This window comes from Acinetobacter genomosp. 15BJ (assembly GCF_000400715.1).
Lineage (GTDB): Bacteria > Pseudomonadota > Gammaproteobacteria > Pseudomonadales > Moraxellaceae > Acinetobacter.
This window is the reverse complement of the sequence record NZ_KE007348.1, coordinates 1-12925: the sequence shown is the minus strand read 5'-3', so window position 1 is coordinate 12925 and position 12925 is coordinate 1. Positions and strand designations below refer to the sequence as shown.

The following is a 12925-nucleotide window of genomic DNA, read 5'->3' as shown; positions in this document are numbered from 1 at the left end:
CTTAGCCCTCTTTTTTCTTTTGCTTCGGCTTGAACATTTCAAGCATACGAGCAGTTACCGCAAAGCCACCGAAGATGTTGATACTTGCCAAGAACACAGCAATCGCACCAAGGATACTCACCACGTTTACACTTTGGAATGCAACGTTCGCATCTACACCAATCGCAGGCATACCCACTGTTTGGATCATCGCGCCAACCACAATAATGGAAGACAACGCATTGGTTACCGCCATTAATGGTGTATGTAACGCAGGTGTTACCCCCCACACCACGTAATAACCAACGAAGATGGCAAGGACGAAAATTGTAATCGTTTCAACCATGAGAACTCTCCTTAACCGCGCTTGAGCAGTACTTGACCGCCATGAGTCACGAGTAACGCTTTTTGGATTTCTTCTTCTTGATTGATCGCAAAGGCTTTGTCTTTGTCGAATAATGTCTCAAGGAAGTTAAAAACGTTACGTGCATACAATGCAGATGCTTCAGTTGCAACTGTGCCTGGAATGTTTGGAATACCCAAAATTTTCACGCCATTTTCAGTTGTTACTGTTTCGCCTTCTTTAGAACCTTCAACGTTACCACCCGTTTCAACTGCCATATCTAAAATGACAGAACCCGGTTTCATCTTGGCAACGGTTTCAGCTTTAATTAAACGCGGAGCATTACGACCTGGAATCAATGCAGTGGTGATTACGATGTCAGCATTTGATACAGCTTTATCTACAATCGCAGCTTGATCTTTGATGTATTGCTCACCCGGCTGCCAACCATAACCGCTTTTCGCAGCTTCAGCAGCACGTTGTTTTTCTTCATCAGACATTGGCACATCGAGCCATTTACCGCCTAAAGATTCAACCTGCTCTTTTGCTGTTGGACGTAAGTCAGTTGCTTCAACCACTGCACCCAAACGTTTTGCAGTCGCAATCGCTTGAAGACCCGCAACACCAACACCCATAATCACAACACGCGCAGGTTTCACAGTACCTGCAGCCGTCATTAACATTGGGAACATACGTTGATATTCAGCCGCAGCTAACAATACAGACTTATAACCCGCTAAGTTTGCTTGAGAAGAAAGTACGTCCATGTTTTGTGCGCGTGATAGCGTACGTGGCAGTAATTCCATGGCAAAAGCAGACACTTGCTGAGTTGCAAACTGGCCTAATTCTGGATTGCGGTAAGGGTCAAACATTGCAATTACAGTCGTATTCGCCGCAAGCTTTTGAATTTCGTCACCTTTAGGGGCACGTACCTTCAAAATAATTTGGCTGCCTGTATATGCATCGTCCGTAATGGTTGCGCCAACTTGTTCATAAGCACTGTCAATATACGCAGCTTTAACACCAGCACCACGTTGAATGACAATACTATGACCTGCGTTAATCAACTTCTTAACTGTTTCTGGCGTAGCCGCTACACGACTTTCACCTGCAACAGTTTCGGTTGGGATTCCGATCTGCATGAGCGTTCCTCAAGCTAGTTTTTCTTAAGTAAACATCGCCAAGAGCAATGTTTCCCCCAGGAGTATTCTTTGTAGAAATTTGGATTCTAATGGAACTTTTTTAAAATGCCACCCAATATTTATTTAATAAATACCTATATTTTGAACTGATGATTCACATTTATATTTAGAGCTTGTATGATCCGCAGGTTTGCCTTTTGTTCGAACAAAGCAGATCCTTCATCTCTTGTTTACATACAAATCTGATCGCTTTCGCGTTTAATCAGTCCATTTCCATGCTGCTTCTTTCATGCTTTAGAAGATCACAGCGGTATCTATTCAATATATCTACTTCTCATCCTGATTATCAGGAGCGTTTAACCAATTCCATTTTCATCGACATTGGTTATTTCTTTGACGCTCTACCGATGTACTGGTTGAATCGGCATCATAATCATGCAGTTGTGGCGAGGGATTGGCTTCTCTGAACTTTTATTGGTCTTTTCGGCGAGTTTTTATCAAACAATTTATAACAAGCCGTCAAGAGAGCCCACTGAAGGGAGTTTTCTCTTTATCAATAAATCTGAATTGAATGAAGTAAGTTGTTCAGAAAAATTAAAAAGAATGAAAAAACTTAAATAGGCATTTTTTCAAGTGATATTTGTATGGTTTTGTCTAGCAAAAGCTGATTTATTGCACAATATTGGTGCAAATATTAAACACCCCCCTTAATTAAGTGCTTTATTTAATCCCTAAAAAATCAAAATGCTTAGAAATAATTCATTTATTCTGGCTTCTGCCGGTTTTAGGTTCAAAATATTCTTGACCTCAAGTTAGATTGAGCTTTGATACTGAGTCATCTCCATCTTCAATGTGATGTGTAACGATGAAACCGACCTTTAAAATGATTAATCCCAGTGAACTTTATGATCCACGCAGTAATGGCTATAGTCATGTGACCATTGTCCCGCCCAACATGCATACTATTCATATTGCAGGTCAGGGCGGTGAAAATAAAAATGGTGAGCTCTCTAAAGATTTTGACCAACAGGTACAACAAGTCTTCTATAATATTCAACACGCTTTAACTTCAGCCCAAGCGCAACTATCAGATATCGCTGTTTTACGTATTCTGATTGTTGATCATAATGCTGAAAAACATCAGGCCTTGATTCAAATCATGCAATGTTTATGGGGAAAACAAGCTTTCCCCGTATGCACATTGATTCCTGTGCCCCGTTTAGCATTAGACAATATGCAAATCGAAATTGAAGCAACTGCCTATACCGCATAAACCAGTAATAGAGAAAATTATGTCTGCCCCTCAAGATATTAGTCAAAATAAAACTTTACTCTGGTTTATGGCTGCGGCATGTGGTTTATGTGCAGGTGCTAACTATTATAGTCAACCCTTGATTCACTCGATTCAGCAGTATTTTGCCGTGACTGAAGGTCAAGCCGCACTGACAGTTACCTTTGCCCAAGTGTCTTATGCATTGGGCCTATTGTTTATTGTCCCAATGGGTGATGTGGTCAATAAGACTAAATTCATTCCTTTGCTCATGGTATTTTGTGCTGTGGGCTTATTTATCAGTGCCTTCTCTATCAATTTACCCATGCTTTGGCTCGGTACCGTCATGGCAGGACTGTTCTCGGTAGCAGCCCAAGTCTTAATTCCGCTTGCCACCATGACGGTGAAACCCGAAAAGACCGGCGAAGTGATCGGCTTCTTGATGAGCGGCTTACTGGTCGGTATTTTACTTTCAACCAGTCTTGCTGGCTTGTTTTCCAATCTATTTCATTGGAAAGTCATTTATGTGGTCAGTGGCATATTGATGCTGATCTTGGCCTATGCACTGAAAAGCCGCTTACCTTATGCCATGCGCATGAAAATGAATTATGGGCAAGTCTTTGTCTCCATGGCGCAACTACTTAAACAAGAGAAACGCTTTGTCTTGCGTGCGCTTGCAGGTGGCTTCGCCTTTGCTGCGGTCAGTATTCTATATTCAACAATTGCGCTACTGTTGACCTCAGCACATCATCTTCAAGATCTGTTGATTGGTATGGTACCTTTGGTCGGGATCTTTGGTGCCCTCTCTACGCAATATATCGGTAAATATGCAGATCAGGGCTATACCAGCCAATTAACTTGGATAGGTTGTGCTTTATTTATCTTGAGTTGGATCTGCTTCTATTTTGGGCAAAGCGTGTTATTCAGTTATATCCTCGGCTTTGCATTGATTCAGTTGGCATTGGCCTTAGTCCACACCAGCAATCAGAGTGTGATTTTCCGTTTACGTCCTGATGCAAAATCCCGTATCAATGCCATTTATATGACCGCCTACTTTACTGGTGGTGCATGTGGTTCGGCACTCGGCATTTTTGCCTGGAATCACGGCGGCTGGAGCATGACCTGTTTGGCTGGAATCAGTCTAGTCTTTGCCTGCATGTTATTTAGTTTCTTTGACCATCTTTTGACGAAGAAAAACAATATGGCCACCTCCTAGATATTCATCTATTCTACTGGAACAGATTTTCACTATTCCCAAACAAGTAGAGCTAGCTATGTTACGAAGAGCTGATCGTCGCCAATCCAATAGTGTAAATAATTATTTTTAATAAAAAAGGAAACTAATTTTCCTTTTTTATTTCATCATAATACGCTTTACATAGTATAAAACACTCTATGTTAATAAACTGGTTAAAGCCAAACCAAGCATAACATTGATAGACTCAAGAGTTATATCTACACCCTTTTCTTTAGAAATCTCTTTAATGCGATTCTAAACATTCGGATTTCTAAGTGTATCTATCGCTATGTAATGCAATGCTGGCTCCAATCAGAATTATAATTCAATCATCAGTCCCAGCTTAGGTTACTACTTGCTTGATACTCATTCACTCTAGTCTCAAAAAAGTTCTTCTCTTTTCTTAAATCCATCATTTCAGACATCCATTGAAATGGATTGTTTGCTTTTATATATTGCTCTCTTAAACCCAATTGATTTAACCGACGATTACAAATAAATTTTAAATATTCCTCCATCATAGAAGCATTCATCCCTAATACTCCTCTAGGCATTGTGTCACGGGCATACTCAATTTCTAACATTGTCCCCTCAATGATCATCTGTATCACTTCGACTTTAAAACTTGTTGTCCATAATCGAGGATTTTCATGCTTGATTTGATTGATTAAGTCTATCCCAAAATTCACGTGCATAGACTCATCTCTCAAAATGAACTGGAACTGCTCTGCTATGCCAGTCATTTTGTTTCGACGCCCCATACTTAAAATCTGTGTAAAACCACAATAGAAGAAAATACCTTCTAAAACACAGTAAAATGCTATTAAATTTTTCAGAAAGATCTGATCACTTTCAACTGTTCCTGTTTCAAAATTAGGATCAGTTAATGCTTGTGTATATTTCAATCCCCACGCTGCCTTACGAGCCACAGCTGGGATTTCCCTATACATATTAAAGATTTCCCCTTCATCCATCCCTAAAGACTCAATACAATACTGATAAGTATGAGTATGAATAGCCTCTTCAAAGGCTTGGCGTAAAATATATTGGCGACATTCGGGATTAGTAATTCGTCGATAAATAGCTAATACTAAATTATTTGCAACAAGTGAATCAGCTGTTGCAAAGAATCCTAAAGATCGTTTAACAATTTCTCTCTCATCTTCAGTTAGTCCATTTTCCGCTCTCCACAAAGCAATATCAGGTGTCATATTTACTTCTTGTGGCATCCAGTGGTTCGAACACCCATCCAAATATTTTTGCCATGCCCACTCATATTTGAAAGGTACAAGCTTGTTAGTATCTACCCTGCTATTTATCAATGATTTATCATTCTCATCTATTCTTTCCGCTATATGCTCTAATTTCATTACTCCTAAATCAATATCTAGTTGCGTTAATGATTCTGCGGCCTTTCTTATATTCTTCTTTGCATTCTCACCCAAGCCATTTAGTTCCATTTCTTTAAAAATATGGGTACGTGCTTTCTGTTCGGTAGCAGACAACATTGAAATTCTCTCTTATAAAGATTCCTAAAAACACAACATATAGTAATTAATAAAAAATAAAACACAAGATATTGTGTTTAGTCATGAGTATGCTATACCCTAATAAGCACTCTCATAGAAAATATTTTTAGGAAATGTGATGACACATCAAAATGCTAAGCTGCTCACAACGCCTTGCATTGGAAAATGTTCGACAACATTTGGAGATGATGTCTGCCGGGGATGTAGACGTTTTGCTGAAGAAATTATTCAATGGAATCTTTATGATCAAACTATAAAACAATCCATCTGGATTAGATTAGATCGACAAATCGATCAAGTTTTGATGCCTTTATGTCCGAATGTAAATATTGATCAACTTTATGCCTTCATTGAAAATAAGAAGATCGGCATACCACATAGTGCAAGCAAAGGGCGGTGTTGCTATGCTGGGCAGAGTAAAACTTGAAGTGCGACATAAACCACCTAATTAATTTAAAGGGTTTATGGAGTATATAAAATTGTCATACCATCATCTTAACTTTGAAGATCGTACTGCATTAATGCTTGAGTCAAGAAAAGAAGGCTTTTCAGCCAGAAAATTTGCTGAACTCATTAAAAGACATCCTAGTACGATCTATCGTGAGCTTAAAAGAAATAGCATCAATGACGTTTATCAAGCTCGATATGCTTCTGATAACACCTTCGCTAGACGTAGACGTGGTCACAGAAAACTCAAAATCGATTCAATCCTCTGGAAATTTATTGTTGAAGCGATCCGTTGTTTATGGTCTCCTCAGCAAATAGCAAAGCGTTTAAAGACATTTCCTGATTTGGATCAAACAATGAATGTAAGCCATACAACGATTTATTCAACGATACGAGCATTACCAAAGGGTGAGTTGAAAAAAGACTTATTATCCTGTCTGCGTCATGAAAATAAAAAGCGAAAAGCTAACGGTGAACCTAAAAAAGATTCTATATTACAGGATATTAAAACTATTCATGAGCGCCCAGCCGAAGTTCAAGAAAGAAAAATACCGGGTCATTGGGAAGCTGATTTAATTAAAGGTAAAGACAATAAAAGTTCGATAGCAACACTTATTGAACGAAATACACGGCTCTGTATCTTGGCAACATTACCTGATGCAAAGGCAGAATCAGTGCGCAAGGCTTTAACTGAAGCTCTGAAATATTTACCTGCAGAACTGCGTAAAACGTTGACCTATGACCGTGGACGCGAGATGGCAGAACATAAAATACTTGAAGAAGATTTAGGCATAGATGTATATTTCTGTGACCCACATTCACCCTGGCAAAAAGGCACATGCGAAAATATGAATGGTTTAATTAGGCAATATTTACCTAAAGGGATTGATTTAAATCAGGCAGATCAGCATTATTTAAATCAAGTTGCCATGTCACTGAATACTCGTCCTAGAAAAGCGTTAGATTGGCTTACACCATTAGAGAAATTTGCTCAGCTTGTTGATTATCATAAGACTTTTCAAACTGTCGCACCTCATGTTTGAATTCGCCCTGTTATTAAGTTTTGCTGTCATTTCCCATCATTTACAGCCGAAAGCGGACTTAATATACCCGTTGATCATTTAAAGCATTTATTAATGATCTGTGAGGAAAATTTATACCAAATTGCAACCCATGAATATAAAACACAATTTTGTTTTTATTAGGATCATCTTTTAAAGTTTGTACTGATATAATTTTTTATATTCAACTGGGCTTATTCTTAGATTTCTGACAAATAATTGCCTTAATACTTGTTCATTGCTCAACCCGCATTCGACCGCAACTTGTTTTATTGCCAATTGATCTTCTCGAAGTAATTTCTTAGCATGCGCCAAACGCATACTTTCCAGCCATTTAGCAGGTGAAACTCCAAATTCTTTAGAAAAAATACGAGAGAGATGACGTGTTGTTATTCCTAGTTTTTCCGCTAATAACCGTGTATTAAGCGGTTGTTTTAAATTAGCTTTAGCCCAAACACTTAAATCATTTAATACAACTTTCCCACGTGAAGTGGGTCCATCGCTATCACTAAACTGTTGTTGAGAGCCTTGTCTTTTAAATAAGGTGACTAAATGCATTGCCGTTTTTCTTGCCGTCTCTACACCTAGATCTTGCTCAATCAATGTCAAAGCTAAATCTAAACCTGAAGTCACACCAGCTGAGGTAAACATATTCTTATCTTGTACGCAGAATGCTTGATTATTTACATTAAGATAAGGATAAGCATCTTTAAGCTGTTCAATAAAAGCCCAATGTGTTGTTACTTCTCTTCCCTCTAATAAATTTGTTTTGGCTAATAAAAATGTTCCCGTACAAATTGATCCAAAACGTCTTGAACTTCTACATATCTCCGTTAAATGCCTTATGAGTATTTGATTGGCTTGTACATCAACCATAAACGGAGAACCAGCAATCAAAAAAGTATCTACTTGAGGCAAATCATTGTGAATAGCGTAATCAGGTAACAATCTCAAGCCACAGCACGTTTGCAATGGTTCATCTGTCGGTGTTATTAAAATTGTTTTGTAAATTTCTTTACCTACTTGCCTATTAGCCTCAGAAAAAACATCCATCGGCCCTGCAATATCAAGTAATTGAACTTTAGGTAATGCAAAAATTGCAATCGTTTTCTGATTCATTCTAGATTCACAATCCACTGAAAATGTCTCAATTATACTCTTTTTAACATTTAACGACATTCTCATCTTTTATTATGCTAAATACTCACCAACGTAATGGAGAGTTATTATGTCAACCCTACATGAACTTCATATCCCTGATAGTAAAGTCACGAAAGAAGTCGAAGAACTAATACGTGATACCGAGTCTGAATTGTTATTTCATCATTCAAGTCGTGTCTATCACTGGGGCGCTTTAGCTGCCAAACAAAAAGAAATTCAGGTTGATCATGAATTACTCTATATCGCCTGTATGTTTCACGACATTGGATTGACTGAACAATACTGTAGCTGTGATAAACGATTTGAAGTCGATGGGGCTAATGCAGCTGCCGACTTCATGAAAAATCATGGCTTTTCGCAATCTGACATAGACAAGGTGTGGGCTGGAATAGCGCTGCATACGACACCAGGTATTCCTGAATTTATGGCGCCTGAAATTGCGCTTGTAACAGCTGGAGTAGAAATGGATGTACTCGGCCTAAGTTATGATTCTTATTCTGAAGAGGAACGTAATGCTGTTATTACCTCACACCCGCGTGAAAATGGATTCAAAGAGAAAATCATTCAGGCATTCTACGATGGGATAAAAAATAAGCCGGACTCCACTTTTGGAAATGTAAAAGCAGATGTAATCGCGGATAAAGAATCAAATTTCCAAGCAATCAATTTCTGTTCAATTATCAGAAATTCTAAATGGTCATCTTAACGAAAAAAGACCAACAGAAGTCCTGACCATTCATGCTGTCTTATTCACAAGAATAAGACAGCATGATTAACGCTAAGAATTCTCTATAGATCTGAAGTGCTAATGATTGAGTACCATACATTGGGTTGTGATTTTTGTCTTCGCTGTAGTTATTGCAAATATGGTGTACGGCAATTTGGGGATTGCTGCATGATGATTTTTCCTTGATTAAATATTTAGAAATAGACATAAAAAAACCACGAGGATTGGCTCGTGGTTTTTAGGATAGATTCGGTTTAGATTTGTTTATCAATTCATTTTTGGTACAGCCAAACCCGATGGACTTTTACATGCTCGGATACTCTGGATATATTGCCCATCTCCTGTATCTTTAAAAAATCCATGTGTAATCTATCCCGCTTATTACTGGAAGATATTTGACGTGTTTTCCTCAGTTGCTCTGTAGCTTTATCAAAACTATTTAAATCAATGTCTATACCTCACATCGCGGCAGCTGAGATAGAACTCCACGAATATGAAGAAGTTCGTGTTGCTGTGTACTTGTTGCAATTGGACCTAAATCTAAATGAGGAATTCCAGCTTTTCTTAACGTGATGTGATCCGCAAAATGTACTGATTTTATTTTTGTGATAATATTGCGCGCTATCGGAAATTTCTTAATTAAGAGTAGAGAATAGCGTTTCGTCCTGCCGTACTCGCTCCCAATTTCTTGCAAATATTTAGCAATGGCATCCATCAGAGTCAGGTCTATGAATTGCTCTTTGCCTAGTAAAATATCTGGATTTTATTGAATCTCCACATCTCTTTTCTTAAGCCAGTTTTCCGCTATTTTCTTTGAATGGTTTACTGTAAATGCAAACAGCAAAACCTATATTCACAGGTGTTACCATGCGTTTACGCAGATTCAAATACTAGATTTAAAGGTATGATTTTTAAATGACTATTAACAAAAACCTTAAAACCATTAGTAATCCAAGAATCAGCGTAGCACCGATGATGGATTGGACATATTAAAAAAATAAAACGATACTAATCAAAAAGATAAATCAAAAAACAGAAACCGTGGTGTATATTTGGAGTAATTTTTTATTTTATGTATCCAAACATAACCACTACTGCATACCCGTTGCTGATACTACCTATATCATGCCTCTCCTATCGAAAGATTTAAAAGTTAAGCTTTGAGCCAGATGTTGCTTCCATTCAATTGAGCCTACTCTGTCACTTTCTCAGCCTGATGAACAGGTAGTTTCAGCGTACCAAGCAAGGTGATAAAAACTAAAGCAGTTAAAATTATTAATAAGATATTGATTCCCCACTTTTCAAGAATAAACGCAGAGATGAGAGGTCCGAAAGCCAAAGCAATCATGATAGGCCGCCCCAATAAACCCATTCTAATTGCATACCCCTCCTGCCCAAATAGTGCTAGAGGTAATGTGCCTCGAATAATTGTAAGAATACCATTCCCTGCGCCGTATAAAGCTGCACCAAGCAAAGCTAAGACATATCCATCCGCGAACAAAAAAAAGAGACCAAAGAAGCTAATCAATACACCCAAACGACTCGACCAACTAGGATGTAAGTTTCTAAACAAAGAAAACTCCAGCAATCTCGCTATGATCTGCGCGGGACCAATCATCATCCCAATCGCAAGGGCTGTTGATACACTAAAGCCAATTGTTTTTAGCATCGATAATAGATGGACTGAAATTGTCGCCACTACAAAAGATTGTACCGTCAAAATAGCGGCCACCAACATAAATAGTCGATTATCTTCTTTGTGTACCGTGGTTTGGTTATTGAGCTCTTTACCATGAGTTTCCGTGCCTTGCTCTTCTCTAGGAAGTAAAAAGTAATGCAACGGTAGACCTAGAAGTAGATGAAACAATGCCAGAATAAAACAACTGATTCTCCAACCGTATAAGCCTTCTAAAAATACAATTAGCGCCCAACCGATGGTACTGGCTAAACCGCCTAATAATGTCACACCAACAATCGCCGTTTTTGCATCGTTACCAAGTAATCGACCCAATGTTGAAAATGCGGCATCATACAGGCCAAATGCCATACCAATACCGAGCATTGTCCACGCAAAATAATAAATAAGTAGATGAGTAGAAAGCCCTAAACATATCAGCCCGACAGCAAAGAATATTGAACCAATAGACAGTGCTTTTCTTCCACCAAATTGCTCGATAAACCGCCCAACTTTTGGAGAACAAATACCTGTAACTATAAATCCCCAAGACAACCCAGCAATCACTAAAGTTAGAGACCATCCTGTGTCTTTGGCAATAAGATTAGCTAGTACTGCGGGTAAATAAAAAGTGGAACTCCACGCAAGAATCTGCGTGAAGCCCATGACAGCAATGAGTTTGTATTTTTTTGAATGAAGTAGCATCACAATAAAGAAATATCCATAAAGTATTGAGGGGCAATGCAAACCTTTCTATACACTGCCTTAAAATGCATAGCTCTTAAACATTAGCCAAATAAGCATCTATTTCATCTACCGTTGCTCTTGCTGTTCTAGAAACCCCAATTAATGTTGCAGATGCCATGCCTGTCCATTCCCCATAGCCAACCAACCAAAGGTTATTTACTTTTATTGAGCGTCCATCATTCACAGCAACTGTCTGATCAGGTTCTACTACATCAAGACTTCTTAAGTGATTCAATGAAGCTTTAAACCCTGTACACCAAATCACAGCATCTACAGCTTGTGTTGAACCATCAGCCCATATAACTGAATTCTCTTCAAATGCAGTAAAAGGTTCTCGGCTATGCAATACGCCACGTTCGCGTGCCTCTTTTACACTGTCAATCATGACAATATCACCTAGACCACCAACGGGCTGATCAATCACACGACCTTCCTGTTGGGCTTTTAAACGTTCAGTTGCCCGAAGAAATAAAACACGCCCATCAACATCATCAGATAAAAATTGAGGTGCTGTTACTGTGACCCAAGTGGTATCTGCAACTTTTGAGACTTCGGCAAGAATTTGTGCCCCTGAGTTACCACCACCAACTACGATCACTTTTTTATTAATAAAAGGCTCTGCATTTACATAGTGTGCTGAATGCGTTTGTAATCCTTCAAATCGTTCATGTCCTTCATAATGCGGAATATAAGGCTGACTCCATGTCCCAGTAGCACTGATCACCGCTTTTGCTCGCCAATATTGATCACCAGCATAAACATCTAAGTAACCAGCTTTTTGTTCGATATGATCGACATGAACTGGTCGAATAATCGTAAATTGATAGCGTTGCTCATATGCCGACAAGTAGTCAATCACTTCATTTCGCGTTGGGTAGGTTTGTTCAGTTGTTGGCATCATCCAACCTGACAACGAGCTCCAAGTATTTGGAGAAAAAAGACGAAGCGATTCCCAAGCATGTGACCACGCACCGCCCGCCTGAGATTGATCATCTAAAATAATAAATGGAATTTTCTTACGTTTGAGGAAATAAGCTGTAGCAAGTGCTGCCTGACCACCACCAATAATGACTACATCGACTTCAGCTTGTAATTGAGTCAAAGCATCTCTCCTATTATTTATTGTCATAATCAAAATTGAACGCCCAGTCTGCAACAGACTGGGCGTATTTCATACAATTTTCAAACATTTAAATGAGTCTTTCAATTACTCAATTGATCAAGATACTTTTCAGCATCCAAAGCAGCCATACAGCCTGAGCCTGCCGAGGTAATTGCTTGACGATAAATGCTATCAGCAACGTCACCCGCAGCAAATACACCTGCCACAGAGGTTGCTGTTGCATTTCCTGAAGTGCCACTTTGTACTTGAATGTAGCCATCACGTAGGTTAAGTTGACCGTCAAACATGCCTGTATTCGGTTTGTGACCAATAGCAACAAATAAGCCCTGAACTTCAACATCTTGTGTGCTTCCGTCCGAAGTTGACTTCAAGCGAACTGAAGTAACACCAGTGTTGTCACCTAAAACCTCATCAACTTGATTGTTCCAAAGAATGGCTTTGTTGCACAAACCTATCTGTAAAGGCTTTTTCAGCGATATAATTT

Annotated in this window: 11 protein-coding genes and 2 pseudogenes; 5 read left to right on the top strand and 8 right to left on the bottom strand. The window is 38.8% G+C overall.

From position 1 onward, the window contains the following. Position 1 precedes the first annotated feature (1 nt). Together F896_RS04255 and F896_RS04260 are read right to left on the bottom strand one after the other, a co-directional pair. On the bottom strand, positions 2–325 hold the full coding sequence (locus F896_RS04255; RefSeq protein WP_004655717.1) for a proton-translocating transhydrogenase family protein: 324 nt from the start codon (positions 323–325) through the stop codon (positions 2–4). Positions 326–336: 11 nt separating this feature from the next. Continuing rightward, positions 337–1464, bottom strand: coding sequence for a Re/Si-specific NAD(P)(+) transhydrogenase subunit alpha (locus F896_RS04260; protein ID WP_016164669.1), 1128 nt, complete (start codon positions 1462–1464; stop codon positions 337–339). Between the two features lie 865 nt (positions 1465–2329). On the opposite strand from F896_RS04260, the gene F896_RS04265 reads away from it, so the two are divergent. Continuing rightward, positions 2330–2737: a RidA family protein gene (locus F896_RS04265; RefSeq protein ID WP_016164668.1), complete on the top strand. Its 408-nt coding sequence runs from the start codon at positions 2330–2332 to the stop codon at positions 2735–2737. Between the two features lie 19 nt (positions 2738–2756). Then, on the top strand, positions 2757–3950 hold the full coding sequence (locus F896_RS04270; RefSeq protein ID WP_016164667.1) for an MFS transporter: 1194 nt from the start codon (positions 2757–2759) through the stop codon (positions 3948–3950). A gap of 353 nt (positions 3951–4303) precedes the next feature. Here the strand turns inward: F896_RS04270 and F896_RS04275 are convergent. Next, a pseudogene (locus F896_RS04275) lies at positions 4304–5407 on the bottom strand (ribonucleotide-diphosphate reductase subunit beta); the annotation flags it as partial. 211 nt (positions 5408–5618) lie between these two features. Between F896_RS04275 and F896_RS04280 the strand changes: the two are divergent. Both F896_RS04280 and F896_RS04285 read left to right on the top strand, forming a co-directional pair. Continuing rightward, positions 5619–5927 carry a DUF1289 domain-containing protein gene (locus F896_RS04280; protein WP_016164665.1) on the top strand — a complete coding sequence of 103 codons (309 nt, stop codon included), beginning with the start codon at positions 5619–5621 and terminating at the stop codon, positions 5925–5927. Positions 5928–6021: 94 nt separating this feature from the next. Further along, positions 6022–6990 carry an IS30 family transposase gene (locus F896_RS04285; protein WP_014538385.1) on the top strand — a complete coding sequence of 323 codons (969 nt, stop codon included), beginning with the start codon at positions 6022–6024 and terminating at the stop codon, positions 6988–6990. Positions 6991–7161: 171 nt separating this feature from the next. Here F896_RS04285 and F896_RS04290 read toward each other — a convergent pair whose 3' ends face one another. Continuing rightward, on the bottom strand, positions 7162–8127 hold the full coding sequence (locus tag F896_RS04290) for a GlxA family transcriptional regulator (protein WP_032882481.1): 966 nt from the start codon (positions 8125–8127) through the stop codon (positions 7162–7164). A 109-nt stretch (positions 8128–8236) separates the two neighbouring features. On the opposite strand from F896_RS04290, the gene F896_RS04295 reads away from it, so the two are divergent. Next, a complete protein-coding gene (locus tag F896_RS04295; RefSeq protein ID WP_016164663.1) occupies positions 8237–8875 on the top strand; it encodes an HD domain-containing protein in 639 nt (212 codons plus the stop codon). Between the two features lie 386 nt (positions 8876–9261). On the opposite strand, the pseudogene F896_RS0120030 reads toward F896_RS04295, so the two are convergent. The 4 genes and pseudogenes from F896_RS0120030 to F896_RS04310 all read right to left on the bottom strand — a co-directional run. Beyond that, positions 9262–9716, bottom strand: a pseudogene (locus F896_RS0120030) (integrase); the annotation flags it as partial. 372 nt (positions 9717–10088) lie between these two features. Continuing rightward, positions 10089–11276: an MFS transporter gene (locus F896_RS04300; RefSeq protein ID WP_017401913.1), complete on the bottom strand. Its 1188-nt coding sequence runs from the start codon at positions 11274–11276 to the stop codon at positions 10089–10091. 76 nt (positions 11277–11352) lie between these two features. Next, positions 11353–12420, bottom strand: a complete 1068-nt coding sequence (locus F896_RS04305; RefSeq protein ID WP_005207010.1) for an ArsO family NAD(P)H-dependent flavin-containing monooxygenase — start codon at positions 12418–12420, stop codon at positions 11353–11355. Between the two features lie 101 nt (positions 12421–12521). Further along, positions 12522–12925 (bottom strand): NAD(P)/FAD-dependent oxidoreductase (locus F896_RS04310; RefSeq protein ID WP_171069716.1); only part of this gene is annotated, 404 nt, incomplete at its 5' end.